The organism is Candidatus Sericytochromatia bacterium, from assembly GCA_035285325.1.
Lineage (GTDB): Bacteria > Cyanobacteriota > Sericytochromatia > S15B-MN24 > JAQBPE01 > JAYKJB01.
In genome coordinates, this window is sequence record JAYKJB010000121.1 from 1 (window position 1) to 26,253 (window position 26,253).

The following is a 26,253-nucleotide window of genomic DNA, read 5'->3' on the forward strand; positions in this document are numbered from 1 at the left end:
CGGCCTGGACCTATGGCGAGATGGGCTGTGGCGGTGACGGTCTGTTCAAACCGAATTACGTCTGCGTGCTGGGCAACGGGCGCCTGCTGGTGACCGACACGGGCAATCATCGGGTGATCGAGCTGGAAACGGGCAAGGGGGTCACCTGGCAGTATGGCAATGCCGGCAACCGGCTCGGGTCGGGCCAGGGCAATGGCCCTAACCAACTGAACGAACCCTCCTCGGCCTTGCGGCTGGCTTCGGGCAACACGCTCGTGGTGGATGCCGGCAACCAGCGCGTGATCGAGATTGATTCCCTGGGCACCGTCGTGTGGACCTACCGGGCGGCCGACGTGCGAAATGGGCAAGGGGTGCGTGACCCCATTCTGGCCCGCCGCCGCGGTAACGGGAACACGGTGATCGCGGGGCGGCAGGGCGTGTGTGAGGTGGATGCGGACCTGGCGGTGGTGTGGGAATACCATTTGCTGCCGCCTGCCGTCACCACGAAGGCGGGCCCCGCACGTCCGACTGTCGAGTCGGTGCCGGCCCCTGCCGCCGCGGTGGTGCACGTGCTGAGTGAAACTGAGTTGCCTCCCAATCTGCCGCAAACCTTCCTGCAGGCTGATCGCCTGCAACATCGCATCTGGGAGGTCGACCGCACCAAGCAACTGGTCTGGCAACACACCGGGCTGGGCGCAGCGGGCCGCGACCGGGCCACGCTCGATCGACCACACCACGTCAAACGCTTGAAAAACGGCCACGTGCTGGTGACGGATACGGGGCATCATCGGGTGGTCGAGCTGACACCGGATGGGGCGATCGCCTGGGAGTTCGGCGAGTTCGGTCGTCTTGGGGCCGGTGCCAAACAACTCTCGAACCCCCGCAGCGCCGAACGCCTGACCAATGGCAATACCTTGATCGCCGACCAATCCAACCGGCGGGTGATCGAGGTATCGGCCGCGGGGGAAGTCCTCTGGCGCTATGAGGGACATCAGCATCGTCTGCAGGCCCCGACCTACGCCACGCGGATTCCCAATGGTCACTTGCTGGTGGTCGATTGGGGGGCTCATATGGTCTACGAGGCGTCGCCGGACGGTCGCATCGTCTGGAGTTACGGGGAACTGGGCCGTGGGGGGGATGCGGCCAACTGCCTCTTCCACCCCGAGCACGCCACGCGGCTGCCCGGAGGCAACACGCTGATCGCGGACACGCAGAATCATCGGGTGATCGAAGTGTCGCCGGAAGGTCAGATCGTCTGGCAGTACGGCGGTCAGCCGGCTTACTTCCCCCGGGTGGGACGCTTTGGCCTGAATTTGTTGACCCCCATTGCCGCCTGGCGTTTGCCCTCGGGGGCGGTGGTGGTCCAGCACGCGGGCAAGGGCCACGTGGTGGAGGTCGATCCGGACCTGTCGATCACCTTCCAGTTTGCCCCCTGAAAGCAGCGCTTGGGAGCCGGGGCAGGCGATGCAGGGGGCTCGTTTGACCGTCGCGACGGCCAAGCGGCCGGGCCGGATCAGCGTTCGTGTCCCCAACCACGCTGGTAGTATCCCAGCAGCACCGGTTTGAAGGTGGTGTTCGCTTCAAGGCGATCGCTCAAGCTGCCGTCGTCGTCCTTGGCGAAGCGGAACAGGGTCGGAGCCAGAGCGGGCGTGAGCCAGCGGGTGGTGCTGGGAATGCGCCAGGATTGCCCTGGTAGGTGGCGCGGGCTGGCGATCACGAAGCCCCAATCGCCAAAACTCGGCACGTCCAGATGATACGGCTCGGTGACCAGGTCGGCGGCTTGCAGCGTCTTGTGAATGCACCAGAAGGCTTCGCGCGCGAAATACGGGGAACTGGCCTGCACCACCATTGCCCCGTTTGGTCTCAGGTGTCGCGCAATCAGCGCATAGAACTCGCGGGTGTAGAGTTTGACCAGGGTCTCCGAATTGGGGTCGGGCAGGTCCACCACCACCATGTCGTAGTGGCTGCGCTCGCGCAGCAGAAAGCGGAGCGCATCCTCGCTGTGGACCTTCAGGCGTTCGTTTGTCAGACTGCGCTCGTTCAGGCGCAGCAGGTCGGGATGGCTGCGATGCAGCCGCGGCATGGCCGGGTCGAGGTCCACCAGGTCGACCCGGCGGACCTCCGGATGACGAAACAGCTCCCTCGCGGCCAGGCCATCGCCCCCACCCAGCACCAGCACGTCCCTGGGCGGGCGCCCGAGCCGGCTGATCGGGATATGAACCAGGGCTTCGTGATAGCGGTATTCGTCCAGCGATGAATACTGGAGATTGCCATTGATGAACAAGCGCAGGTCCTGCGCCTCGCGGGTCAAGGTCAGGCGCTGGTAGCTGGTCTGCTCGCTATACACGATGTCGTCCCGGTACATGGCCTGTTCGAGGATTCGCTCGGCCTGAGGCGCTTGCACGAAGGCATAGGCCAGACTGCCGATCAAAAGCACGGTGGCGCCAGCCAGGCGCCGGCGCCCGCGCAGGAAGGGCTGTGCGTATGCGACCAGCCCCAGCACCACCACCAGCGCATTCAACAGGCCCGTCAGCAAGGCGGATTTGAGCAAGCCCAGTTGGGGCAGCAGCAGGAGCGGAAAGGCGAGCGAGCCGATCAGTCCGCCCATGTAATCCAGACTCAGCACGTAGGCGGCGTTGTAGCGGAGGGTCTGCCGGTGTTCCAGCAGGCGCATCAGCAGGGGAATCTCGAGGCCCACCAGGGTGCCGATCACCAGCGTGAGCGCATACTGCAACACCGGGTACAGCTCCGGCGTGCTGGCAAAGCCGCCGAACAGCAGCAGGGCCGAGAATCCGCCAATCAGGGCGATCGCCAGTTCGGTCGCGATGAAGGTGGCGAAGAGTCGGGTCTGCAGGAAGGCCGAGAGCCAGGAGCCGATGCCGAGCGCGCTGAGGAACAACCCGATCGTGATGGAAAACTGCCACACGCTGTCGCCCAGCAGATAGCTGGAGGTCGCGCCGATGATCAATTCGTAGACGATGCCGCAGGTGGCGATGAGCGCGACGGACACGTAAAGCGCCGCCGGACGCTGTATCAAGGGAGAATCCACGCCCTCAGTCCCAGTTGAAATTGGGCGAACTCCATCCCCCGAACAGCAGCGCCAGGAGGCCGAGTGTGGTGGCCATCAGGACCATCGAGATCCACAGATTCAGCCAGACTTCCATGAGCTGGTTGCCCGCGAGCTTCAGGTGGAACTTCGTCATCAGGGCGATCAGAAACGCTTCCAGTGAGAGAAAGACCAGCAGCGCGATCCAGCCCATGCTGGTGGCTGCGCTGAGCATCACCAGCAGTGGGCAAAGCACGCCCAGAAACGGGACGAGTTCGGTGATCTTGGTGTGCTGGTAGGCCAGGCGGGCGTCGGTGTCGTCGCCGAACAGGTCCAGTGGAAACAAGGCGGCGTACACGTAGGCCCGCCAGCCGTGTTCAGCGGAAAGGGACAGCCAGTTACTCATTCATTTGCCCCCCGCGCCGGGGCCCCCGCTACGATAGCGCCCTGCGCCCCCATCGCGGTCATAGCCGAGATCGCCGCGTCCCCAGCCATAGCTGTTGCTAAACCAGCCGCCATGCCCGCCCCCGAAATAATAGGCGTTGAAGCGGGAGCCGCCATAATGTCGCTGGTAGCCCGCCGAAGGGCTGCCGGCGGCCGCCGGGCCCCGGTCGGAGGCCCACACGATGGCCAGCGGGGCAAAGGTCATCACCGTGATCAGACCGGCATAGCCGATGCGCCTCATGCGTGTTCCCGCGGATAAATGGTGAGCTCGTGCTCACTGATCTCTTTACCTACCGAGGCTTCATGCGTGCCGCCCCAGCGCAAGACCGACATGTAGCGGTCCTGCGGGCCTTCAAAATCCCAGTATTCGACCCGGCCACCCACCGTGTCCCGAGAGGGGTCCTCCCGTTCCATCTGAACGGAGGCCTCGGAGTGTTCGGTCTGGCGATACCGGACGCCTTGATGCTCGATCTGGCGGGGTACCGGCGGGATGGTGTCGAGTTCAATTTCCTCAAAGATACCGATGCTGACGCCGTCGTCGTCTTCCGCGGACAGCCAGAGTTCCTTGTCGCGCGTGTCATCCACGAGCAGGTAGTCGTACCAGACGAACCCATCCTCTTCGTAGGTGATCTTGTTCTTTACGATGTAGTCGTGCTCATCGTAACTCACCACGTCTCCCGGCAGCAGGCCGAAAACGCTGGCGCGCCGCTGCGCCTCCGAGGCTCCTCCGACGCGACGCACCGGCGCCGCCGGCTGGTCGGGCGGCGTTCCCATGAGCCATTCCCAAAATCCCATATCAGCCCTCCAGGAGGGGAGACGATTCCGGTGGGCACCCTGCACCGGGGCCCCGCCCGGAAAGACGGACCCACAGTATACGATGTGACCGCGTCAGCGGGCCATACGTGCGTCGTGCAAGTTGGCGACGGGGAACTGATAGGTCCGCCCGCCTCCGAGCGCTTTGTACAGATCCTGGGCGGCGCGGGCCATGTCGCGATCGGGTTGCAGGCGCAGGCACCGACTCAACGCGTCGAGGGCGTCGGTGTTGGCCCCTTTGACCTTGTAGGCCTGAGCCAGGTAGAACCAGGCGGTGGCTTGCGCAGGGCCGGGCAAACTGGCCGCCGTCTTGAAGATCTCGACAGCCGCGTTGGGCTGGTAGGCCCGGTAATAGGATTGTCCGAGTGTCAGCAAGGCCTCCACGTTGGTCGGTTCGAACTCGACCGCCATGTGGAAGGCTTCGATCGCGAGCTGCGGTCGGCCGGTCTGGTCATAGAGGTGTCCCAGCACGAACCAGGTTTGGGCCCATTCAGGATGCTCGTCGACCAGCTTTTTCAGGGTCTGCTCGGATTCCTTGAGCTGGTTCAGGGCATAGTGGCAACACCCCAGATTGTGACGCGCGTGGCCATGTTGAGGATCCAGCTGCACCAGCGCCTCGTAGTTGGAACGGGCTTGCACGAGGTCACCCAGTTCGTGATGGAGGGAAGCCAGGTTGAACAGCATCTCCGGATTGGTCGGCGCGAGGGCAGTGGCCTTGGTGAACGCCGCCAAGGCCCCTGGCAGGTCCTGCTGACGATAGCGGATCCGGCCCAGTTCGTAATGCGCCTCGGCCCATTGCGGGTACTCCTGGGTCATCAGCGTGAACTGGTCGTGAGCCTCCGCGAACTGCTCCAGAGCCAGGTAGGTGCGGCCCAGCAGGAAGCAGGTTTCCCGCTCCTTGGGATTGAGCACCCAGGCCCGCTGGAGCATCTTGAGCGCCGCTTGCGCGTTCCCATTTTTCACGTAGGAACGGCCCAGTCGCTGATATGCCTCGACGCGTGCCGAGTCGAGCGCCACGACCCGCAGATAGCATTCGAGCGCTTGAGCCTCCTCGCCGAGGTGCTCGTAACTCTCGCCCAGTCCGAACCAGGCGCAGGCGTGATTGTTGTCCAGGTTGATGGCCTGCTGGAACGAGAGGCTGGCCTCCCGGTAGCCCTTCATGGCCAGGTACCGCTTCCCCTGGCACACGTGCAGTTCGGCGTTTTTGAGCTCCACGTCCAGGTCTTTGGCGAAGCTTTCGGCCGACAGGTAGCGGAAGTCCGGATCCTTGTTCAAGGCCTTCAGCAGTTTTTCGCTGAGTGAGGCCGGCAACAACGGATTGAGTTCCTGCGGGCTGGGCGGTTCGGCATAGAAGAGGTTGTGGGCCACTTCCGTGGCGTTCTGCGCGGCGAACGGCAGTTGTCCGGTAAAGGTCTTGAACAGGATCACACCGGCGGCAAACACATCCGAGCGGCCATCGACCGAGGAGGCGTCGAGCAACTGCTCAGGCGCCATATAATTCAGGGTTCCGAGCATCATCTTGGCCTGCGTGATGCCGGGGCCATAGGAGCGTCGGGCCATCCCGAAGTCGGTCACCTTGAGTTCACCGATGGGGGAGATGAGCAGATTGGAGGGCTTGATGTCGCGGTGAACCACCCCGTGCTCGTGCATGTAATGCAAGGCCTTGCAGAGCTGGGAGCCGAGTTCCAGAATGCGAGGCAGGGTCAGGTTTTGCCGCTCGGTCTCGTCTTCGAGCAGCGAGTGCCAGCTATGACCGGCCTGGTATTCCATCACGAGGTAATGACGTTCCGGCACGGCGGCCAGGTCGCCGGCCGCTGAGCGGGCCGGTTCGACGCCCGCGTCGATGGCCGGCACGATGTGAGGGTGCTGCAAGGCCATGTGAATTTCCGACTCGCGCCGGAAGCGTGCCACCTGCTCCGTGACGTCGAGGCCGCTCTCCGTCTCCACCAGCATCTCTTTGATGGCCAGCAGCTGTTGCGTGCCAGGCGCCTGAGCAAGATAGACGCGTCCTGTCAAGGAGTGCGTGATCTCACTCAAGATCTCGTAGGGGCCGATCTTGTCGATGCCGGCGGCCTTACCGGGGCACGGTTGCTGCATTGCAGGGGCGATCCTTTCGTCAAGGCGCACAATATTAGAGCATTATGTTAAGATCTGCCAAGCTGATCTGCCTGTGATTGAGATCTCTTTTTGTAAAGTTTTGCCCCCGCCTCGTCACCGAGGCGGGGGCATTTGAATCTCAGTCAGAAAAGCGGTGGGGCTGGTTCAGGCGCCCAGTCGGTAGCCGAACCCACGCACCGTTTGCACGTATTTCGGGCTTGACGGATCCGTCTCGATTTTCTCGCGGAGCCAGCGAATGTGCACGTCGACCGTCTTGGTGTCGCCGTAAAAGTCAAGGCCCCACACCTGTTCCAGCAGTTCTTCCCGGCTGAAGACGCGACCCGGGGTCGACATGAGCATCGCCAGGATCTTGAACTCCTTCGGCGACAATTCGACGACTCGGTCGCCCACGGTGACACGATGCTCAGACAGGTTGATGGTGAGGTCCTGGTGCTGGTACACCTTGGCTTGCTTGGTGTCGCCATCGGAGCTCTTGGAGCGCCGCAACAAGGCTTTGATGCGGGCCACGAGTTCACGCAGGCTGAAGGGCTTGATGAGGTAATCATCCGCCCCCACTTCAAGGCCGATGACCCGGTCGATTTCCTCCCCCTTGGCCGTCAGCATGATGATGGGCACGTCGTTGTGTTCGCGCCGAAGCAGGCGACAAACTTCCAGGCCACTCAGCTGAGGAAGCATCAGGTCGAGCACGATCAGGTTGGGCTTGGTTAGCTGGACTTGCTGGAGGGCTTCCTGACCGTTGGAGGCTCGAACGACTTCGTAGCCTTCCTGCAGCAGGGCGTATTCGATGGATTCGACAATCATTTCTTCGTCGTCGACCAGCAGAATCTTTTCGGCCATGACTCTTGTTTCCTCTCGGGGCCCCTGAGGGCCAACGCGGGTATCACGTGGAAGCCGGAACGACGTGACGTGAGGGGGGCGTCGGCGGGGAGAATGCCTGGTTGAACCAAGCGATGCTCATCGTCTTTTTCTTACCAACCCGACGGTGGTTCTTAACCTGAATCCTGCCATCGGCCTTAACCAATGTCAAGGAATGGGAAACGCAGGAATCCCATCCATCGCGGTTTTACAGCGAGCCAGCGGAATTTGCGACCTGCGCCCGTGGTTAAGATCGGGTCACCGCGCTGGTGGTTGGACGGTGCTGCGTTCCGGTCAGGTGGACGCGTCCCGGTAGACATTCGTGACCGGCACGCCCGTCAACTGACGCATCGCCTCTCCCAGCTGATGAGCCTCCTCGCGATTCAGGTGCCGCAGCGGGAGGGCCTCGTAGGGGGCGTCGTCCAGGCTGTAGTTGCCGCGAGCGGCCAGGAACCAGCCGCGCGGGACGGGGCGGGTGGGCGTGTTCAGCTGTAGCTCGTCGGGGCGGATCTCCCGCACGAGGCCCGCGAAGGCTTCAAAATCCTTGTAGTTGGCGGGCATCCACATGGATTGGATGGCCAGAAATCCCTTGAATTCGGCGCGCAGGGCCTTGATTCCCCGCACGATGCTTGCCACCGTGATGCCGTCCACCGGACGATCGATGCGCGCCAAGGTGGCGTCGTCGGCCGCGTCCAGTTTGCAAAAGACCTTGTCTGCCTCGGCCAGCTCTGCCCGTACGCCCGGATCTTCCAGCTTGGTGGAATTGGTCAGCACGGCCACCGGTTTGCCGGTAAAGGCCTTGACGGCCCGGATCGCTTCGCCCAGATTGGCCCCCAGGGTGGGTTCCCCGCTGCCGCTGAAGGTCACGATGTCAGCGCTTTGCCAGTCCGACTGCGCGAGGTCCTCCAGGATCCGCGCCACCGGGACCCACTCCCGTCGCTCGGAAGTGGGGGTCTCGATCCGCCCCAACTGGCAGTACACGCAACGAAAGGAGCAGATGGACGAGGTGTAGAGCAGGTCGATGCCCAGCGAGCGGCCCATACGCCAGGAATCCACCGGACCGTAGACGGTCGAACCTTGCACCTGGGTCACGGGCGAGCCTCTCCACGGGGGACAGGGCCCAGGTCGCCCCGTAAGCCCTCCAGCAGGGTGACGATGCCGTCAACGCGGGGCATCCCCTGGTCAATCAGGCGAATGATGCCGCGTCCATCCAGCACCACGGTCTTTCGTTTGAAGAACGGCAGCCAGCCCTTCGCCCCGTAAAGCAGGGCGACCTCGCCGCGTGGGTCGGCAAGCAGGGGGAAGTTCAAGCCCAACTTGGCCCGGTAGCGGGCGTGGGATTCGGAGGTGTTGTGACTGATACCCAGCACCTGGGTATCGCACGCCGTCAATCGGTCGAGCGCCGAATTGAACGCGCGCAGCTCATGCGTTCAGCCAGGGGTGTCGTCTTGCGGATAGAAGGCCAGCACCACCCGTTTTTTTTCTCGCCAGTCCAGCAAAGAGACCGGCCGGCCGTCGTGATCGGGCAGCGTGAAGGGCGGCGCTGCGTCTCCTTCGCGAGGTCCTGAGGTGTCCTTGAAAAACACGGGGACTCCTTTCGCTCCCTGGGGCGACCTGATGCCTTGGAGGGGAGGACCCCATTCTAGCGCACCCGGCTGACGGGAACCATGGGCCGCCGGGGAATGGATGGGGGGCACGGCCGCTCGTTCAGGCCCGCGTTTGAGCGCTGGACAGGCTTATTCGTCACGAACCGAAGTCAAATGCTGCGTTCCCGCAGTTGCTGAAGCAACCAGGGCGGACGCTCGGCTGGTCGCCTGGCCAGGGAGAAGGCCAGGTGCCCCTCTTGCAGCACGCGGTGGTGTTCGCGCACGCTTTCGAAAGCCCCCCGAGCAGGCTTGGGCAAGGCATCGCGGGCGCCTTCAAGCAGGCGCCTGGCCTGCTCGACCTGATGAGGGGCCTCGGGCGCGTACGGCGCGGCGGCCGCCAGGCCAAAATGGGCTTGCGCCTGCAAACTGGGGCTTCCCACCTCTTCCGCGAGCTGTCGCATCTGCAAGAAGTGCTGGCGTGCTTGGGAATGCCCCTGAGCCAGGGCGATCTCACCCAGAATCGCATACACGCGCGCCTGCTCCAGGGCGTTGCCCACCCGGATGGCCAGCTCCAGCGCTTCCTGGGCCCAGTTGGCGGCCTCGCGCCACTGTTCCCGAGCGACCGCCACCTGCGCCTTGATCCGCAGGGCACGTGCCTGCATGCCCTTGGAAAGCGCCACCTTGGCGGCCTGATAAGCCAGTTCGACGCGCCACTCGGCATCCGGTAATTCGTCGCGATGAAGGTGCAGTTCGGCCAGCATGGCGTTGAGTCGCGTTTCCGGCTCGGGGTTGCCCGTGGCGTCGATCACCTCTCTCAGGGCCTGGCTCGCCGTCAGTGCCTCTTTCCATTGCCCCAGATTCAGCAACAACTCCACCTGGTACATGAGCACCAAGGCCTCGACATACTTGTTTCGCAGGTCTCGCGTGAACACGAGGGCACGCTCCATCAGGGCCAGCGATTCCTGCCCCGCGCCGGCGAGGACGTCGCCCAGGGCGCGCATCGACATGGCGTAGCCGTGGGTGTATTTCACGCCGTAGCGACTCGACAACGCTTCGGCTTCCTGGGCGCGTTCGCGGACTTCGCTCAGGTTCCCCAATTCCAGCGCGGTGATGGCCAGATTCAGCACGGCCACCACTTCGTCCGAGCGAGAGCCGCTCTCAAAGGCCAGGGCTCGGCCGGCCTGGAAGGATTCCCACGCCTCGCGAGGCTCCCCCAAGGCGTTCTGGGCGTTGCCCAACAGGTTGTACGAGTTGACCAGCCCCAGCTTGTCACCGCTGGACAGCAGCAGGGTCAGAGAACGTTGCAGCTGGGAGATCCCGTGGGGAATCTGGGCCGGGTCTGACGAGGCCACGCAGACATAGCCGGCAAAGGCATAGGCCGACCCCTGGGAGGTCACATCGAAGGACGTCTCGGCAATCGCGGCGGCCTGTTCCGCCATTCGCAAGGACGTTGGCAGGTCGCCCGCGTAGAAATGCAGACGCGCCGCCACCAGCAGGCAGCGTGTCTGGTTGACGCTGTCGCCCGCGGCCTCACTGACCAGGATGGCGCGGGAACAGTATTCGAGCGCCACGGCACTCTCCTGCAGGACGAGACAAGCCTTGGCCTGAGAGCCCAGCAGCCTCCCCAGTTCACGCTGGGCACCCAGATGCTCGGCCAGATCAATCGCCTCGGCCTGGACCTCCTTGGCTTCTTTGGCCTGGGCCCGGGCTCGTCTGATGAACCCGAGTTGCTCCAGGTAACGCAGCAACACAGGGCTCCAGCGGTCAGAGGGGGCCTCTCGCAACAGCGCCAGTCCCTGGTCGAGGAAGGTTTCGGCCTCTTGCAGGGCGTACAGCGCCGATCGCCGATTGCCGGCTTCCAGGGCATAGACGATCGCCTGGTCACTGGCCTGGGCCTCCAAGCTGTGTCGTGCCAAGGCCGTGATCAGTTCCAGCGGGAGACGTTCCGGTCCTTCTCCTCGCGCCTCGTGCTCCAGTACCGTCAGGATGCGCGCATGGATGGGGCGACGCAGCGAGCTTGGCACCTCCTCCAGCAGCACACGCTGGAGTTCCGGCTGCGCGAAGCGGTACCCGCCACCTTCTTCCGGCACGATGATCTGGGCAATCTCGAGCGCCTGAAGGGCATCGAAAAGGTGCTCTTCCTCCTGTTCCGTGGCCGCTTGCAACCATTCCAGGGTGAAGTTCTCGCCCACCACCGCGGCATGGGTTGCCAGGCGTCGCACATCGGGAGACAAGGCCTCAAGCTGACGCAACAGCAGTGCCGGGCCATCGGAGGGCAAGTTCTCGTCCGGAATCTCGATGTCGGTCTGCCAATGTCCGGCCTGGTTGGTCAGGATGCGTTCCCGCACGAGGTGCTCGAGCAACTGTTCGATCAGCAACGGGTTGCCCTTGGAAAAATCCAAGGCGCGAGCCGTCAACCGTTCCGAGACGGCTGAATCTCCCAGCATCGAGCTGACCATCATGTCGACGGCAGTCGCGGGAAGGGGCGCGATCTGAAGACGCTCCGCCTGGGCCAGCCAGGTCGGCAGCGTTTCGGGCAGCTGTCTGGAGGCCACCACCAGCAGCAGACGCGCGTCGCTGACGTTGCGGACCAGGTGCTCCAGCAACTCCTGGGACAACTCATCGGCCCGGTGCCAATCGTCCAGGGCCACCACCAGGGGAGCCTGGCGCGCCAGTTCTCCGAGCAGGGTGGCGATGCAGTCTTGCAGACGCGCCTTCTCGCGCGCCGGCGGGTCGAGGTCGGGGGCCGGTTCGATGGCGGTCTCTTCAGCCAGGTCGGGCAGCAGTTTCACCAGCACGGGCGCCACCCGAGCCAGCACCTCGGGAATCAGGCGCCGCGCGAACGGAAGCGCCCGGCGTAGCAGATCGAGGATCGGCCCGTAGGGCGCTGGCGTGTTGCGTGGCGTGGCCTGAATGTGGTGCAGGTCGGCCAGTTGTGCAGCGAAACGAAGCTCTTCGAGCAGACGACTCTTGCCGATGCCGCTTTCGCCCCAGATGAAAATGCGTTCGCCGGGAGGGCCCGTTTCCATCACGGAGACGGCGGTCTGAAGCCGCGTGAGGGTTTCCTGGCGTCCCACCAGGGGGGAGGCCAGCAAGCTGCCCCCGATGCCTTGAGGCACCTCCATGCCCAGCGCGTCGAGCACGTCGTAGGCCGATTGGTAGCGATCCAGCGGCTCCTTGGCCAGCAAGCGCATGACCACGTGTTCAAGGCTTGGATCGACCGCGGGTTGAAGGACGGAGGGGGGCGTCGGTGCCTGTGACAGGTGCATGCGCAGCAGGTCGAGCAACTGGTCGCTCTGGAAGGGCAGCTGGCCCGTGATCATCTCGTAGGCCAGCACCCCCAAGGCATAAAGGTCCGCGCGTCGGTCCAGGCGCCCTCGCCTCACCACTTCCGGGGCCAGGTAACCGACGGTGCCGCGAATCGCTCCCCCGCTTCGGCCCGCGAGTTCCATGAGGCCGTAGTCCATCAATTTGGCGGTGCCATCCGGTCGGATGCGCACGTTGGCGCTCTTGATGTCGGAATGCAAGTAGCCCAGTTGGTGGATGTAGCCGAGGGCCAGCAGGAGCTGTCCGAGAATGCCCCGGACGTCCGCCAAGGGGACGGGCAACATCTCATCCAGTCCACGCCCCGGCACGAGTTCCATCGTGAAGAAAGGGGCGCCCGAATTCAGCAGCCCGTAATCGTAAACGGCACAGCAGTTGGGGTGACGCAGTTGCGTCATCAAGCGAAATTCCTGCTTGAGTTGCAGGTAGGACTTCTCGCCCCCCTCCACCTTCCGCGAGATGACCTTCATGGCCAGCGTCTTACCGGAGGCGCGTTCTTCCACCTGATAAACAGCGCCCATGGCACCCTCGCCGAGACGCTGCACGATCTGATAACGGTGGTCGAGTAACTCGGTCGGCATCCGCTCTGGGGGGCGCGAGACGGCTGCGGGGTGGCCGCAGCCAGGGGGCAAGGTCTACTTACCCACCCGGCGTGCGAACAAGGCGAGCGGCCGACGGGTTCAGGGATGGATTTTTTGCCCCGCTGGGGCGTGACCTTTGCGGCCCTGAGGCGTGACGGGCCATCCTGCTGGGCTGTCGCCGTGCCCGCGTTCGACGCCGTGGGCCGCCGGAACCGTCGCCGCAGGCTCGGAAGGGCCAGGCCGCTCCGTCGGGTTCGGACGCGCAGCGGGAGACGCTTGCGTGGGGGCAGGGTGTTCCTCGGGCACCGCGTGAGCGTCAGGCCGCCCGGCTGGCTCGTGAGCAGGGGCGTCGGATGAGGGAAGTTCGTGCGCGTGGGCCGGTGACGCGTGAGGGTCGTGCCCGTGGGCCTTCACATTGCGATGGGGACGGTGGGCCTGAGGGGGCAAGGGCAGGCCGTGGGCGCGAAATTCGTCGGCGCTCCAATCGGCCGGGCGCCGCCCCCACTGCAGCAGGCCCCAGATGCTCCCGGCCATCACCATCGAGCCGAGCAGCACCCCGATCAGCAACCATTTGAAGGGTTCATTGGGCATGGTTCGACCATTTTAACGGGCAGTGACCGGGGTGGATCTCTCAACACCAAAAATGACGCAGTCGCCCCCCGGCAAGGACCCCCATCACAATGTTGCAGATTTTTGAGGCGCATGTATTTCAGCGGGTCCCTCGGCTGTCCGATGCATGGATCAGGACAAGGGAGTGTCACCTCGCGCAGGGAGGCGTACGATGACGGATCGGGAATCCATGAAACTGCTCTTTTTGCTGATGGCTGGGGTGGCGGTGGTCGTCTTGCAGGCGGCTCACGCGGTCCTGGCGGGGCATCCCACGCCATCGTCGCCGGGCTTGCTGGCGCTGATCAGCAACACGTCGGCCACGGTGAGCTGAGAGGCCGCCTCGAACTGGTAATCCCCCGCACGCTTCAGGTCCCGCTCGTCACGACGGGACCTGAAGCCTTTGGAAGCCGGCCCGCTTACAGCAGCAGAATGCCGCCCAGAATCACCAAAATGGCGCCCAGCACCTGTCTGGCGCGCCAGGTTTCTCCCAGGTAAACCACGCCCAGCACCATGGTGACCACCGGTGCGGCTGCGAACAGGAAGGGGAACAGGCGTGACACGTCGGCTTGCTTGAGCAGGGCATAGTAGGTGTACTGGGCCAGCAGCAGCGAGACGATGCCACTCGCGGCAAACAGCGCGAGGGCTGAAGGCGGGACCTGTCGCAAGGCCTGCCACCCGTTCCCCGAAAGCGCCAGCGCCGGCAAGGCCAGCACGGCCACGGCGCAGGCGCGAATCGTGATGCCGAGCAGGGGGGAAGTCGCCTGATGATTCAGCGCCAGCTTGTCGATGATCGGGATCAGCCCCCACAGCAACACAGTCACCAGGGTCAGCAGCAGGGTGGGAAGGGGGGGGAAGGTCATGGGCGTGGCTCAGGGCAGGGCGCGGGAGGAGCGGAAGGGGAATTGGACGTTCGCGGCGAGTCTTTCCGGTGCAGCGTGCCTTGAGCATACCTGATCCGCCATTTGGCTGAGAGCGCCCTGCGCCGAAACGCCCAGGTATCCTGTCGGGGGCTGCGGTAGCATGAGGCGGGATGATTCGCGGAGTCGTCGATGCGCGCTGTTTTTCTCGCCTTTGCCATTTGCGCCGGCTGGACGGCCCTGACCCTGCTTGGGGCCCTGGAACCACTCGAGCGGCTCAGCGTGCGTGCCAGGTATATGCTGACGCCGCTCGGGCGGGACACCGACGACGTCGTGGTGGTGGCGATCGACGAGCGCTCGCTGGCGCGGTACGGGCAGATGCCCTGGGACCGTCGTCTCTTTGCTCAGCTGGTTGACCACATCGGACGCGCGCGTCCCAGCGTGATCGGCATCGACGTCGCCTTCAACGAACCCGCCCGGCAGCCGGCGGAGGACCGCAGCCTCGCCCAGGCCCTGAGCCGCGTGCCGACGGTGCTCCCGATCTTCCTCGCCTATGCCGATGCGGCCCGACTGGAGATGCGGGCGGTCGAACCGTTGCCCGTGTTCGGGGCCGCGGCCGTGGCCCTGGGCAGCGTGCAACTGGCCAGCCACGTTCAGACGGAGGTCTGGGAACTGGAGCCCTTCCAGAACGTGGTCGGGCACTGGGTGCCTGCCTTTCCCACGGCGGTGCTGGGCGCCCACCGGGGCAGCGCCGTCTCGCCGCCAAGCCCGCATTTCCCCTGGCGGACTGGCCCGCAGCTGTTTCATTTCCAGGGGCCGCGCCGGCATCCACTGGTGTCGGCCGTGGACGTGCTGGAGGGTCAGGTTTCCCCCAGTGCCTTGACGGGCCGGATGGTCCTGCTCGGTGCCACCGCCACGGGGCTTCCCGATACCAATTTCGCCGTGGCCGATCCCCGTATGGGCCCGCTTTCGGGGGTGGAGCTGGCGGCCTGCGCGATCGACAACCTGGCCCGGGACGGGTTTCTCCAGCGGCTGGCCCCGCTGGCGATCGCCCTGCTGATGCTCGCCCTCGCGCTCGGGCCCGGGCGCGTGCTCACGCGGGGCAGCGATGGCCCGGCGCGCCGGACCCTGTGGCTGCTGCTTGCGGCCGCGGCCTGGTCGGTGCTCTCCCTCATCGCTTTTCGGGACGGGGTCTGGCTGGAAGTCGTACCGGTCCTTGGGGCGCTGGCCTCGTGCCATCTGGCCGGGGTCTGGGGCGAGCGCGCGGACCTGTTGGAACACCGCAACCAGTTGCTGGCTCGCTATGGTTCGGATCTGGCCGCCGAGGCGCAACGTCAAAGGGCGCGCATCGAAGGGGAACTCCACGATGGCATCCAGCAGCAACTGGTCGTGATCGGGCGAGAGGTCCGTCGCTTGCTCAAACGCTCGGAGACGACGGACCTGACCGATCGGCTTCAGTTTCTGGCTGCCCAGACCGAGGAGGCCCAGGGCGAGATCAAGCGTCTGCGCGGCGACCTGCTGCCGCCGGCCCTGCGCCACGGCGGTCTGGCAGAGGCATTGCCCGTCCTGGCCCTTCAGCACGCCCAGCGCAGCGGGCTGGACGTGCGTGCCGAACTGGCCAGCTGGGAGCCCCTGCCGGAGGCCCGCGAGGTCGAACTTTACTGGCTCGTGAACGAGGCCCTCACCAATGCCTTGAAGCACGCGGCCGCTTCGCGGGTGCGTATCCGCTTGGACCAGAGCCCGCAGACGGCCATCATTGAGGTGAGTGATGATGGACAGGGCTTCACGCCGCCCGACCTCAGCATTCCCCCGCCTGGCATCGAACACAGTGGTTTGCACCGGATGTGGCTGCGCATGCGCAGCCACCACGGCGATCTGGCCGTGCATTCACGACCTGGCGCGGGGACCACCTTGCGGTTTACGCTGCCGGTTGAGCGCAGGGAGGGGTGAGCCGTGGCTGATGCGATCCGGGTGGTGGTGGTGGATGACCACCCCATGGTCCTGCGAGGCACCTGTGAGATGCTCGAGTCGGCCTCCGACGTGGCGGTGGTCGGCCGTGGCAGGGACGGGGACGAGGCGCTCAACCTGGTGGCCACTCACCGGCCTGACGTGCTGCTGACGGACCTCCAGATGCCACGCCGCGACGGGTTGTCGGTGGTGCGGGAGCTTCGCGCGCGCGGGGAAACGCTCGGCATCGTCGTGCTGACCTCGGCTGACGATGAGACCAGCATCCTGCGGGCCTTGCAGGCCGGGGCCAACGGTTACATGCTGAAGACGGCCGACGAGCCGGAGTTGCTGCAGGCCATTCGTCTGGTGGCGGAGGGCAAGCCCGCCATCCTGCAGCCGGAAGTTGCCCGCGCCATGATGGCGTCCTGGCGCACGGACGGCGGCGAGGAGGCGCTCTCGGAGCGGGAGGTGGAGATTCTCAAAACGCTGGCCAAGGACCTCTCGAACAAGGAGATCGCCCGGCACCTGGGCATCAGCGACCGCACGGTGCAGCAGCACCTCTCCAACATCTTCTCGAAACTGGGCGTGGCCTCGCGGACCGGAGCGGTGCTGAAGGCCCTGCGGATGGGCACGATCACGCTGGAGGATGCGCGCCCATGAGGGTAGGCTGGCTTCGTCTTCCGCTCGTGCTGGGGCTGCTGGCCGGGATGGCTCCCGTCGCCCGGGGCAGCACGCAGCCTCCCCCGGTGGCCATCCTGGTGGAGGTCAGCGGTCCGGTCATGTGGCGAGCCGTGAGCGAGCAGACCCTGCGCCAGGCCGCCGGTGGTGAACAATTGCAGGTGGGGGCCGTCGTGCGGACGGGCCTGCGCGGGCAGGCTCGCCTGAAGTGGCGCAACGGAGGCGAGTTTCGCCTGATGCCACTGAGCGAACTGGTGGTGCCCGCGGACGAGGGCGTCCTGCTGAAGCAGGGTCGGGTTTGGGCCCGCTTTCAGGAGAAGTTGCGACAGCCCTTCTATTTCAAAGCGCCGAGCGCCACGGCGGTGGTGCGAGGGACGATTCTCGACGTGGCGGTCAATGCCGATCAATCCACCACGGTGGCCGTTTACGAAGGGTTGGTGGAGGTGACGGGAAGCCAGGCGGGCGCCGCGCGTCTGCTGGAGCCGGGGCAAAGCCTGATCGTTTCTCCCTTCGGCCCGTTGGGCGCGCCCCAGCCGCTTGCTCCGGGCCTGCCCACCTACCAGCTGAATCAGCTGGAGCCCCCTGCCCGGCAACCGAATGACGCGTCGGGGAAAGACGGTACGGCGCCCTCTCCCCGCGCTGGGGCGTGGGACTGGTTGCGTCAGCAGCGGGCTGCCGTTCGCCTTGAAAGGGTCCGGGAATCGGAGCGTGGTTACCCGGATCATCAGCGGCCGCAGGCACCCCCCTTGCCCCTCCCGAATGGAGGCCCGCCCCGTCGGCCGCCGGGCCTGCCCCCGCGGGAAGCGGAGATGCTCGCTCCACGGGGCGACCCACCTCCGCCACCCGGCTCGGACCGGCACGGGCCAGGCCCGCGTCACTTTCCGGGGGATCCCTCGGGTCGCCAGCCGGTCGCGGCTGACCCCAACTACGCCTTTCCGGCCGGACGCCCGCCGCACCGCAGCTCCGGCTTTCCGCCCTGCCCCCTGCCGGACCGCCCGGAGCTGGACTGCCGCCCCGTGCCCATGCCTCCTCACGACGAGCACCGGCCGCCGCCCCCGCCCCCCGGAGGCACCCCGTGAGCCAGCCCTCCTTGGCGAGCCGCGCCTGGCCCGGAGCCTGCCTGCTCTCTCTGACCTTGATCGCCTGGCAGGCCACAGGCGAGCCGGCCGGGGCGATCGCCTACGGCGGTTGGACCGGGGGAGTGTCGCTCGACACCTACTACAACGACAGTCGAAGCGGCACGCTGATGCCGATGGCCGCGCTGCCAGCGACGTCGGAGGACGTGGGGCTGAACGCGGGTCTCAATCTCGGCCAGGTTTTCGTCCTGACACCCGAGATCGACACCTGGGTGATCGCCAGTGTCCATGGACGCGCCGGAGCCCTCTTGCCGGCGGCCAGCGCTCTGTGGGGCTCGCTGTATGCCAACACGATCTGGCACCTGGATGCGCAGCGGGAAACCTATGTGTTGCTGGGAAGCACCCAATTTTTCTCGACGGGCTCGTATCAGGCCTTCGAGGGCGGCTACGTGCAATCCTGCTGGCCGGGTGCGCGGGCCCGTTTGCAGGTCGGGGCCGGGCAGTTCGTCTCGCTGGCCTCCCCCTCGAACGGCTTCACGATGCCCTCGCTGGGCGGCGGCATTGACCAGAGCCTGGGCCCAAGTACCGTGCTCAGCGCGCGCTACGCCTATCAGTCCCTGCTTTATGCGCAGCGCGTCGAGCCTCGCCAGCAGGGCTACGTGATGCTGTCGCATCGCCTGGAATCCGGCTGGGAGGCCCACTTGCAGTTGATGCGAAGCTGGTTGCCCGACACGGGAAGTGAAGGCTATCTGGCCACCGGCCTGGGATACGACTTTTAGACGAGACGGGCTGCCCATCACGCCCCCGTTCGAGCCTCCTGCTCACTCGTCGATCAGCATCCGGGTCTCGATCGTTTTTCCCTCAACGCGCAGGCTGATGGTCCAACCACTGTAGTCCGCGGCGAACGGCAGGTATAAATACCCGCCGCTGGCCGCCAGGCGCAGGCCGCGCAGGAAGGGCAGTGGCAGACTCAGCGAGAGACTGGGTTCCAGCGAGAGATTCTGCCCGAGCGGGTTGGGCCCCACGGAGGCGAGGTCCTGGGTCAGCCCCAGATGGAGATTGGCGTCGAGCCCCAGCCAGGGCGGGTTGCGCTGCGAGAAGCCCAACCAGGCGGGTTCGTCTCCCCGGGCCGCCAAGCCTGGCACGCGCCATTCGTAGCCCACCAGCAAGCCCGCATAGCCAAACAGGGGAGCCAGCTGGACGCCGGCACCATTGGGCAGGGGCAGGGAGCCATAGGCCATTCCGCCCACGTAGACCGGCCGCCAGAAGGTCAGGTGGCGGACGCTGCGAAAGCCATACAATGCCCCCGTGTAGCGGGCATTGTCGATCAGCTTGATCTCGGGGCCGAACTTGGTGCGCAGCACGCGTCGGGTCTGGCCCGGTCCAGGGGTCGCCTGCGGGAGCCCGGGCGTCACATCGGCCTCGCCCAGGGCCTGGTCGCGCACGAGGTCCAGCAGGGCACAGCCGGTTGGAGCGATCAGCAGGGCGCTTGCGAGTAGACCGCGAGCAATGGCCGGAATCATGGGAACGTCGCTATCGAGGGGGCCTCGTCGCGGCGTTGCGGCGGGCGCGAGGAGAGACGCGGTACGGGGAGGGCCAACGCTGCGGCAGCAATGGACCACCTTCTGACATCATAGCGGGTTTCGCCGAGGCTCGCTTAAGTAATTCTTAAACTTTACTTGGGAAAGATATCATCCCGGCGGCCGGACAATCCGTTTGTCTCGTTCGCAGGAGTCTGTTGATGTATCGCCACTGTCTCTCGCTCGTTGTGGCTGCCATGATGCTGGGCTGCGGGACGGTGCCGCAGGGATTGCCGGCGACGGCGATTCAGCGGGACGCCGCGGTGGTGGATGCGGCCGAAGCTCATTTTGGCGTCAGCGGTCAGTTTCGCCTCAGTCGCCGCCCTCTTTCGATCCTGCGGCCGACCTATGACGTGGCGGAAGGTGAACGCAAGGTCGGCGTGATTCAGCGCAAGTTCTTCGCTGCGACCTCCACCTGGCGCCTGATGGATGGTGACGAGCAGGAAATCGGCAGCTTGGAACAGGCCTCGTTCGCTTTCGGATTCAAGGCCCTGGTGCGCGCCCTGCGCGGAACGGTGGTTGGTGAGGTCAAGCAAGACGTGCTGCGCAGTCTGGTCCGTCCCGGGGTGGTGCTGCAAGTGTTCGACGAGGATCGCTCGCTCGTGCTGCGCAGCAGTCCTGCCTGGTTCACCTGGCAAGGGCGGGTGGATCTGCTGGATGGCCAGGGCCAGAAAATCGGTTCCATGTTGCCCGTCTGGTTTGCTCGCGGGGAGGCGCGTCTGGTCGACCTGCAGCGTCCGATCGACCGCCGTCTGCTGCTGGCCTTCCTGGCCGCTCAGCTCGACCTGTCGGAGCGCCAGAAGCGCCCCAGCAATCCTCCCTCGACCTCGCCCACCGCGCCGCCCTCGACCGGTCCGGCACCTGCCCCGACGCAGGCGCCCTCGACGCCTCCGCCGGCTCCGCCGGTGCCCTCCGCACCGCCCGTGCTGCCCTGAACTTAGCGCGTGGGGCGGCCCGCTCGCCGAGTCGAATGAGTCGCCGGCTAGCGGCTAGGGCTGTGCCTCGGAACTGGGCTCAGGGGGCCAGGGCTCGACCGGAACGACCCGCTCCCATCGCTGCATGGCCGCCATGTGTCCGGTGGCGAGCACCTCGTCCGCCTCGAGCAGGTACTGCTTGAGCATGGCCTCTCGGTTGGCGGCGTTGCCCGGCGCCCGTACCCAGCGAATCAGCCCCGCGAGGGCCAGTTCGGCTCTCAGGCAAAGTGCCGCCAGCCGTTCGCTCTCGCGCTCTTCCAGGCTTTTCCAGAGGTCGGGGTCGGCGGATTCGTGCGGCACGTGATGCCTCCTGCCTGCCTCCTACCCGCGTTCGTCCGGTTTTGAAACGATTCAGCGACGCGCGGCTCCAAGGGCATGGGGCGGGGCGCTCGCGTCGGGGCGCAGCAGCAGGATGGCCAGAAAGCCTACGGCAGCGAAGAGGGCCATGAACGCGGCGATCGCCACGGACGAGCGGGTCGCTTCGAACAGCCACAGCGCGAGCAGGGGAGCGGGTCCCCCGCTGGTGATCGAGGCGAGCTGATAGCCGAGCGAGGCCCCGCTGTAGCGCAGGTGGGTCGGGAAGCTCTCTGCGATGAAGGCGGCCTGTGGCCCGTACTGCATGTCGTGGACGGGAAGGGACACCGCGATCGCGAGGGCCATCCAGCCGGCGTCGCGGGTGTCGAGCAAGCCGAAGTACAGGAACGAAAAGGGCACCATCGCCGCGCTGCCCAGCAACATCATGCGGCGACGTCCGATGCGGTCGCTCAGGTGGGCCCAGAACGGCACACTGACCAGCATCAGGCAGGAGGCCAGCATGACCAGGTTCAACATCAACTGGCGCTCCTGGCCGAGGATGCGTGTGCCGTAGTCCAGCACGAAGGCGGTAAACACGTAAAACGGCGCTTGTTGCCCCGAACGCGCCAGCGCCGTCAGCAACACCTCGCGGCCGTGTTCCCGCAACACCGTTCGTACAGGTTGGGCCTCCAGCTGGCCCTGCGCTTGAAGCCGGAGGAACTCCGGGGATTCCTGAATGCCGAGGCGAATCCAGAAGCCCACCCCGATCAACCCCACGCTCAGCAGGAACGGCACGCGCCAGCCCCAGGTCAGAAACTGATCCCCGGACCACCAGGCCGCGAAGGCCAGGGCGGCGTTGGCCAGCACGAGCCCCACGGCCACGCCGAACTGGGGCCAGCTGGCCATGAGCCCGCGCCGGGAGTCGTCCGCCCATTCCATGGCCAGCAGCACCGCGCCGCCCCACTCGCCGCCCACCCCGATGCCTTGCAGCAATCGCAGCACGACCAGCAGGGCCCCGGCCCAGACGCCCAGGCTCGCATGCGTGGGCACCAGGCCGATCGCGACGGTCGAAAGCCCCATCAGCACCAGGGTCGCCACCAGCGTGGCCTTGCGGCCGATCCGATCGCCCCAGTGACCGAACACCGCCGCGCCGATCGGGCGGGCCAGAAAGCCCACGAAGTAGGTGGAGAAGGCCAGCAGTACACCCGTGTAGGGATCGCTGGCCGGAAAGAAGACCTTCGGGAAGACCAGCGCGGCCGCCACGCCGTACAGAAAAAAGTCGTACCACTCGATGGCGCTGCCCACGGCCGCCGCGACGACGGCTTGACGCTGGGCGCGGCGCGGCGAGGAGGCGGGGGCCGGACTGGCGAGCGACACGCCTGTCGGCCTCAGCGGACGGCCGCCAGGCGTGCCGGCAGGGTGCGCAGCCGCAGGCGCGCGGCCTCCAGGGTTTCCTCCTTCTTGGGAAACGCGAAGCGGATCCAGCGCCCGCCCGCCTGTTTGTCGGCCCAGAAGGCCGTACCCGGCACCGGGGCGACGCCGACCTGCGTGATCAGAAAATGGGCGAAAGGCACTGCGTCCATACCGGTGTGGGTGATATCGCACATCACGTAGTAGGCCCCCTGGGGCGCGATCGGATTCAGCTCGGCCTCGCTCAGGATCTCCAGCATGGTGGCCCGGCGTTCGGCGTACTTCTGCAGCATCTCCTGGTAGTAGTCCGGCCCGAAGCCCAGGGCCGTGATGGCGGCTTCCTGGAGGGGCGCCGGCGCGCCCACGGTCAGGAAGTCATGGGCGCGCCGAATCGCGGCGGTGAGGTCTTCCGGAGCGATCACGTAGCCCAGACGCCAGCCCGTCACGGCAAAGGTCTTGGAGAGCCCGCTGATGGTGATGGTGCGTTCGGCCATGCCCGGCAGCGTGGCGATCGAGACGTGCTCCCCCGTGTAGACCATGTGCTCGTAGATTTCGTCGGTGATGGCGAGGGTATCGAAGGTCTGACAGAGCTCCGCAATCTGGGTGAGTTCTGCGCGGCTGAAGACCTTGCCAGTGGGGTTGTGCGGCGTGTTGACCACGATGGCCCTTGTCCGCGGCCCGAAGGCCGCCCGCAGCTTGTCCGGGTCGATGCGGAAGTCGCGGCCCTCGAGCGGCACGAAGCGCAGGTTGGCCTGCGCGATCACCGCGTCCGGGCCGTAGTTTTCGTAGAAGGGCTCGAACACGATGACCTCGTCACCCGGCTCCACAACCGACAGCATCACGGCCATCATGGCCTCGGTGGCGCCACATGTGACGGTCACGTGCTTGGCCGGGTCCACCCAGTCAAGCCGGTTGAAGGCCGCCGCTTTCCGGGCGATCGCCTCGCGCAGCCCCGGCGTGCCCCAGGTGATGGCATACTGGTTCACATCCGCCATCACGGCCCGGCAGGCGGCCTCCTTGAGGGCCAGAGGGGCCGCGAAGTCGGGAAATCCCTGCGCCAGGTTGATGCCACCGTGCTGGTTGCAGTGTCTGGTCATCTCTCGGATGACGGATTCGCTGAACAGCTGGACGCGGGGGGCGACGTGGTTGCGCATGGGAGTCTCCAGTTCGGCAAGCGAGGGGGAGCGCGACTGGAAACATGCCCCGACCTCGCGGGTCTTTCACCGCCCCTCGGTGCTTGCTCGTGCTCCCCTCAGCCACGTTGCAGAGACGCTGCTCGGCTCCTTGCGACATCTGGATGCTCACTGGCGGTGAGCCGGGCTTGCGCGGGACCGGGCGGTTGGCTGAGGGTTTTCTGCGGGCCACTCACGGGTAAGCGACCTGTGGGTGGTTGGTCGAGACCCTGGGGGAATCCTGATGCTTGCCACACGGTGGTTGAACCTGGCCCTGGTGGCGGCCGTTCTGGCCGCTTGTTCGGTGTCGGTTTCGGCCCCCAAAGCCGGCTCCGATGCGCTGACGCGCAACGCGCGGCGACCTTTCGCCACCCCGAAGCTGACGGCGGTGCGGGGGGGCGTGCGGGTCCCCTCAGGTTACTCGGCGCTGGGGGGCGACCCGTTTGCGCGCAGCAACGGCTTGATCGCAGCCGGCAGTATGAACCTGATTGCGGCGGGCAGCATGAACCTGATCGCGGCCGGCAGCATGAACTATCGGTTGAGCCAGCAGGTCTCGGCCAGCGGTACGTTGCAACCTTTGGTGGGCAGTGAGGTGTATCTGGCCGATGGCACCGGAGCGGCCCTGCCTGAGATTCCGCCGGTGTTCACGGATGAGGCGGGCGAGTACCTCTTCGCGGACATCCCGGATGGCTTCACCTACGTGGTGCTGGCCATGGCGCGCACCCCGGCCGGTTTACCCGTCAACCTCAAGACGATCGTGCAGGCCCGGGACGGCCGCGCGGACGTCGACCCGGCTACCACGTTGGCCACCGAAGCGGTCGTGGACACGAGAGAAGAGGGCTTGGGCCAGTTCAATACCGAGCGCTTTCAGCAACTTCAGGTCACCATACGCGAGGACTTGACCCGCAACGGGGTGCCGGATCTGGCCAATCCGCAGGCGGTCGCCTCCCGCATCGTGGCCATTCAAGAAGCGGCCCCGACCGTTCGACAGGTGGTCGAGACCCTGCGGGAGGATCTGCGGGATCCTGGCGAGGCGATCGCCGTGCTGCGGGAACAACTCGCGGCCCGGCCTCAGCCAACGGCCGCACCCTCGTCGGCGCCTCGCCGATTGACCTGCGAAGAGGCCTTCGCGGAACGCGACGAGAATGGCGACGACGTGGTCGAGGCGAAAGAGGCCAGCGGTGCGGCGGCCTTCTTCGCGGCTTATGACCAGGACAAGAACGGCAAGGTGACCCGCGAGGAGGCCTGTGGGCTCGTGGTTCGGCGGCCAGTGGCAGCGAGCCCGGCGCCTGAGTTTATCGTGGTCACGGCCACACCTGCCTCGCAGCCTACGCCGTCGCCCACGCCCGCGCTGAAACCCACCCCGACACCCACCCCGACGCTCAAGTCGACGCCCACTCCCACCCCTGCGCTCAAAGCGACGCCCACGCCCACCCCGGTGCGGTTGGACTCGACCAGCGCCGTGACCACTGAAACTGCCTTGAATTCGGGGAGCAAGCTGTCGCCCACACAGCCAGTCACGGAACCCGCGACCAAGGAACTGGTCGGCTGTGACAATAGTTTCAAACTCGCTGCCGGTGACAACGGCCAGGTCGACCTGAAGGAATTCCTGCAGGTGCCGGGCGCAACCGAGGAGCAGTTTGCGGCGGCTGACCTCGACAAAAGTGGGTGGTTGGACCGGCAAGAGTACGGGCTAGCTGAATGCGGGGAAACCAGGAAGGTCTCCGGTGGGGTGCTGACCGGCGCGGTGGATACCCTGAGCCAGTGACGGGCTGACGATGCGCCTCCACGATCGCTTCGTTCATCACGGGCTCCTGACCCTGCTTCTGGCTCTGCTAACCGCCTGCCGCCTGCCCGCCGTCACGCGCACTCCCGTGCAGGGGGTCACCAGCAAGCCCTCGCGCGCTGCCTCTCCAGCCGCCGGCCCCACCTCCGTCACGTCGGGAGGGTCAGGGGCGACCGGCTCCGCCGCCTCAGCGGGGACCGACGTCAGGGGCCTGGCACCCCTGCCGCAGGGGTTCCCGACCCGCGTTGTCGCTCAGGGAGGAGCTTCCTTGACGGTCTCCGGCGTGGTGCGAATTCTCGCGGAGCGCGGGGCTGGGATCCTCAGCAACAACGGCGTCACCCTTGTCAGCGATGCCGGTGGCAGCCTGATCGGAAACAATGGGGCGGCGCTGGTCAGTAACAACGGCGGGGGCTTGGTCAGCAACAATGGCGCGGGTCTGATCAGCAAAACCAAACCATACCGCCTCGCGCCATACGTCCTGCTCGCTGATGCTCCGCTGGCTGAAGCGCCGTTGCGGGACGCCGGTGTCTACGTGACGGACGCTGCGGGGGCCGTGCTGACCGACGAGCAGGGACGCCCCGTGGGGGCGGTCTCTGATGGCGAGGGCCGCTACACCCTGCGGGCTCAGCTACCGAGTGAGAACCTGGTGCTGCGGATTCCGTTGCGTCAGGGCGGCGCGCTGGCGAGCGTGCTGGTACAGTCCGAGAAAACGGCACGAGAGGTTCCCATCGATACCGCCGCCACGCTGGCCAGTGTGTATGTGCTGGATCGGTACGTGCAGAAGCGCGCCGGTGTCTTCAACAAGTTGCGGGAGGCCGAGGCGACGCAGCTGCGGGATAGCCTGGCTTCCACGGTGGTCTCGCTGACCAGCATTCCGGAGTACCAGACGCAGGCGGTGGTCGAGACCACCAGTTCCTTGCGCCGGAGCAGTCCTGCGGTGGACCAGCTCCTGGAGACGATCAAGGTGTTGTTGTTGGGGCAGGAGCGATTGGGTGAGGGGCTCCCTGCGCTGGAGGTCCCCCTGGCAGGTCCGTCCGCGCTGGTCGACGATGGCGCGGGCGGTTTTCTGATTGCCGAGGAGCGCCCGGGTCGTCTGCGCCAGGTGAGCGCGGCCGGCGTCCTGA

General features: G+C 65.9%; 24 protein-coding genes. 9 read left to right on the forward strand and 15 right to left on the reverse strand.

Features of this window, described 5'->3' with window-relative positions:
- The coding region (locus VKP62_15130; GenBank protein ID MEB3198529.1) for a hypothetical protein at positions 1-1,415 on the forward strand (1,415 nt) is incomplete at its 5' end.
- 77 nt (positions 1,416-1,492) lie between these two features.
- Here the strand turns inward: VKP62_15130 and VKP62_15135 are convergent.
- The 10 genes from VKP62_15135 to VKP62_15180 all read right to left on the reverse strand — a co-directional run bounded on the left by VKP62_15135 (position 1,493) and on the right by VKP62_15180 (position 13,337).
- Positions 1,493-3,016: a polyamine aminopropyltransferase gene (locus VKP62_15135; GenBank protein ID MEB3198530.1), complete on the reverse strand. Its 1,524-nt coding sequence runs from the start codon at positions 3,014-3,016 to the stop codon at positions 1,493-1,495.
- A 16-nt stretch (positions 3,017-3,032) separates the two neighbouring features.
- A complete protein-coding gene (locus VKP62_15140) occupies positions 3,033-3,431 on the reverse strand; it encodes a hypothetical protein (GenBank protein ID MEB3198531.1) in 399 nt (132 codons plus the stop codon).
- Positions 3,432-3,710 (reverse strand): hypothetical protein, encoded by a 279-nt coding sequence (locus VKP62_15145; protein ID MEB3198532.1) that lies wholly within the window; start codon positions 3,708-3,710, stop codon positions 3,432-3,434. It abuts the gene before it with no gap.
- Positions 3,707-4,264, reverse strand: a complete 558-nt coding sequence (locus tag VKP62_15150) for a DUF4178 domain-containing protein (GenBank protein MEB3198533.1) — start codon at positions 4,262-4,264, stop codon at positions 3,707-3,709. Before VKP62_15150 ends, VKP62_15145 begins: the two co-directional genes overlap by 4 nt.
- 93 nt (positions 4,265-4,357) lie before the next feature.
- Positions 4,358-6,379 carry a tetratricopeptide repeat protein gene (locus tag VKP62_15155; GenBank protein ID MEB3198534.1) on the reverse strand — a complete coding sequence of 674 codons (2,022 nt, stop codon included), beginning with the start codon at positions 6,377-6,379 and terminating at the stop codon, positions 4,358-4,360.
- A 165-nt stretch (positions 6,380-6,544) separates the two neighbouring features.
- The gene (locus VKP62_15160) at positions 6,545-7,237 is read right to left on the reverse strand and encodes a response regulator transcription factor (protein ID MEB3198535.1); all 693 of its coding nucleotides are present in this window, start codon (positions 7,235-7,237) and stop codon (positions 6,545-6,547) included.
- Positions 7,238-7,549: 312 nt separating this feature from the next.
- Positions 7,550-8,347: a radical SAM protein gene (locus tag VKP62_15165; GenBank protein MEB3198536.1), complete on the reverse strand. Its 798-nt coding sequence runs from the start codon at positions 8,345-8,347 to the stop codon at positions 7,550-7,552.
- Positions 8,344-8,952 carry a peroxiredoxin gene (locus VKP62_15170; GenBank protein ID MEB3198537.1) on the reverse strand — a complete coding sequence of 203 codons (609 nt, stop codon included), beginning with the start codon at positions 8,950-8,952 and terminating at the stop codon, positions 8,344-8,346. Before VKP62_15170 ends, VKP62_15165 begins: the two co-directional genes overlap by 4 nt.
- 59 nt (positions 8,953-9,011) lie before the next feature.
- On the reverse strand, positions 9,012-12,797 hold the full coding sequence (locus VKP62_15175; GenBank protein MEB3198538.1) for an AAA family ATPase: 3,786 nt from the start codon (positions 12,795-12,797) through the stop codon (positions 9,012-9,014).
- 48 nt (positions 12,798-12,845) lie between these two features.
- Entirely contained in the window at positions 12,846-13,337 is a 492-nt protein-coding gene (locus tag VKP62_15180; protein ID MEB3198539.1) for a hypothetical protein, read from the reverse strand.
- A 208-nt stretch (positions 13,338-13,545) separates the two neighbouring features.
- On the opposite strand from VKP62_15180, the gene VKP62_15185 reads away from it, so the two are divergent.
- Positions 13,546-13,686 carry a hypothetical protein gene (locus VKP62_15185; protein MEB3198540.1) on the forward strand — a complete coding sequence of 47 codons (141 nt, stop codon included), beginning with the start codon at positions 13,546-13,548 and terminating at the stop codon, positions 13,684-13,686.
- 85 nt (positions 13,687-13,771) lie between these two features.
- On the opposite strand, the gene VKP62_15190 is transcribed toward VKP62_15185, so the two are convergent.
- A complete protein-coding gene (locus VKP62_15190) occupies positions 13,772-14,215 on the reverse strand; it encodes an EamA family transporter (GenBank protein ID MEB3198541.1) in 444 nt (147 codons plus the stop codon).
- A gap of 189 nt (positions 14,216-14,404) precedes the next feature.
- Here VKP62_15190 and VKP62_15195 point away from each other — a divergent pair, with 189 nt between their 5' ends.
- The 4 genes from VKP62_15195 to VKP62_15210 are packed head-to-tail and all read left to right on the forward strand — an operon-like array spanning position 14,405 to position 18,692.
- Positions 14,405-16,162 (forward strand): CHASE2 domain-containing protein, encoded by a 1,758-nt coding sequence (locus VKP62_15195; GenBank protein MEB3198542.1) that lies wholly within the window; start codon positions 14,405-14,407, stop codon positions 16,160-16,162.
- Between the two features lie 3 nt (positions 16,163-16,165).
- The gene (locus VKP62_15200) at positions 16,166-16,819 is read left to right on the forward strand and encodes a response regulator transcription factor (protein MEB3198543.1); all 654 of its coding nucleotides are present in this window, start codon (positions 16,166-16,168) and stop codon (positions 16,817-16,819) included.
- A complete protein-coding gene (locus tag VKP62_15205) occupies positions 16,816-17,916 on the forward strand; it encodes a FecR family protein (protein MEB3198544.1) in 1,101 nt (366 codons plus the stop codon). Before VKP62_15200 ends, VKP62_15205 begins: the two co-directional genes overlap by 4 nt.
- The gene (locus VKP62_15210; GenBank protein MEB3198545.1) at positions 17,913-18,692 is read left to right on the forward strand and encodes a hypothetical protein; all 780 of its coding nucleotides are present in this window, start codon (positions 17,913-17,915) and stop codon (positions 18,690-18,692) included. Before VKP62_15205 ends, VKP62_15210 begins: the two co-directional genes overlap by 4 nt.
- Before the next feature lie 42 nt (positions 18,693-18,734).
- Here the strand turns inward: VKP62_15210 and VKP62_15215 are convergent, their stop codons facing one another.
- On the reverse strand, positions 18,735-19,436 hold the full coding sequence (locus tag VKP62_15215) for a hypothetical protein (protein MEB3198546.1): 702 nt from the start codon (positions 19,434-19,436) through the stop codon (positions 18,735-18,737).
- Between the two features lie 218 nt (positions 19,437-19,654).
- Here VKP62_15215 and VKP62_15220 point away from each other — a divergent pair, with 218 nt between their 5' ends.
- Complete coding sequence (locus VKP62_15220; protein ID MEB3198547.1) at positions 19,655-20,428, forward strand: hypothetical protein; 774 nt, start codon at positions 19,655-19,657, stop codon at positions 20,426-20,428.
- A 54-nt stretch (positions 20,429-20,482) separates the two neighbouring features.
- Here the strand turns inward: VKP62_15220 and VKP62_15225 are convergent, their stop codons facing one another.
- Genes VKP62_15225 through VKP62_15235 form a run of 3 tightly spaced genes read right to left on the reverse strand, consistent with a single transcriptional unit; the run spans position 20,483 to position 23,325 of the window.
- Complete coding sequence (locus tag VKP62_15225) at positions 20,483-20,767, reverse strand: hypothetical protein (protein MEB3198548.1); 285 nt, start codon at positions 20,765-20,767, stop codon at positions 20,483-20,485.
- Between the two features lie 51 nt (positions 20,768-20,818).
- Positions 20,819-22,138, reverse strand: coding sequence for an MFS transporter (locus VKP62_15230; GenBank protein MEB3198549.1), 1,320 nt, complete (start codon positions 22,136-22,138; stop codon positions 20,819-20,821).
- Between the two features lie 11 nt (positions 22,139-22,149).
- Complete coding sequence (locus VKP62_15235) at positions 22,150-23,325, reverse strand: aminotransferase class I/II-fold pyridoxal phosphate-dependent enzyme (GenBank protein MEB3198550.1); 1,176 nt, start codon at positions 23,323-23,325, stop codon at positions 22,150-22,152.
- 262 nt (positions 23,326-23,587) lie between these two features.
- Here VKP62_15235 and VKP62_15240 point away from each other — a divergent pair, with 262 nt between their 5' ends.
- Both VKP62_15240 and VKP62_15245 read left to right on the forward strand, forming a co-directional pair.
- Complete coding sequence (locus tag VKP62_15240; GenBank protein MEB3198551.1) at positions 23,588-25,111, forward strand: hypothetical protein; 1,524 nt, start codon at positions 23,588-23,590, stop codon at positions 25,109-25,111.
- Between the two features lie 286 nt (positions 25,112-25,397).
- Positions 25,398-26,253: hypothetical protein (locus VKP62_15245; GenBank protein MEB3198552.1), on the forward strand; the 856-nt coding region annotated here is incomplete at its 3' end.

Excerpts from the sequence above, each read along its gene's own strand:
- VKP62_15140 (MEB3198531.1), bottom strand. The coding sequence starts at position 3,431 with ATGAGTAACTGGCTGTCCCTTTCCGCTGAACACGGCTGGCGGGCCTAC.
- VKP62_15145 (MEB3198532.1), bottom strand. The coding sequence starts at position 3,710 with ATGAGGCGCATCGGCTATGCCGGTCTGATCACGGTGATGACCTTTGCC.
- VKP62_15150 (MEB3198533.1), bottom strand. The coding sequence starts at position 4,264 with ATGGGATTTTGGGAATGGCTCATGGGAACGCCGCCCGACCAGCCGGCG.
- VKP62_15155 (MEB3198534.1), bottom strand. The coding sequence starts at position 6,379 with ATGCAGCAACCGTGCCCCGGTAAGGCCGCCGGCATCGACAAGATCGGC.
- VKP62_15160 (MEB3198535.1), bottom strand. The coding sequence starts at position 7,237 with ATGGCCGAAAAGATTCTGCTGGTCGACGACGAAGAAATGATTGTCGAA.
- VKP62_15180 (MEB3198539.1), bottom strand. The coding sequence starts at position 13,337 with ATGCCCAATGAACCCTTCAAATGGTTGCTGATCGGGGTGCTGCTCGGC.
- VKP62_15185 (MEB3198540.1), top strand. The coding sequence starts at position 13,546 with ATGAAACTGCTCTTTTTGCTGATGGCTGGGGTGGCGGTGGTCGTCTTG.
- VKP62_15190 (MEB3198541.1), bottom strand. The coding sequence starts at position 14,215 with ATGACCTTCCCCCCCCTTCCCACCCTGCTGCTGACCCTGGTGACTGTG.
- VKP62_15195 (MEB3198542.1), top strand. The coding sequence starts at position 14,405 with ATGCGCGCTGTTTTTCTCGCCTTTGCCATTTGCGCCGGCTGGACGGCC.
- VKP62_15205 (MEB3198544.1), top strand. The coding sequence starts at position 16,816 with ATGAGGGTAGGCTGGCTTCGTCTTCCGCTCGTGCTGGGGCTGCTGGCC.
- VKP62_15215 (MEB3198546.1), bottom strand. The coding sequence starts at position 19,436 with ATGATTCCGGCCATTGCTCGCGGTCTACTCGCAAGCGCCCTGCTGATC.
- VKP62_15220 (MEB3198547.1), top strand. The coding sequence starts at position 19,655 with ATGTATCGCCACTGTCTCTCGCTCGTTGTGGCTGCCATGATGCTGGGC.
- VKP62_15235 (MEB3198550.1), bottom strand. The coding sequence starts at position 23,325 with ATGCGCAACCACGTCGCCCCCCGCGTCCAGCTGTTCAGCGAATCCGTC.
- VKP62_15240 (MEB3198551.1), top strand. The coding sequence starts at position 23,588 with ATGCTTGCCACACGGTGGTTGAACCTGGCCCTGGTGGCGGCCGTTCTG.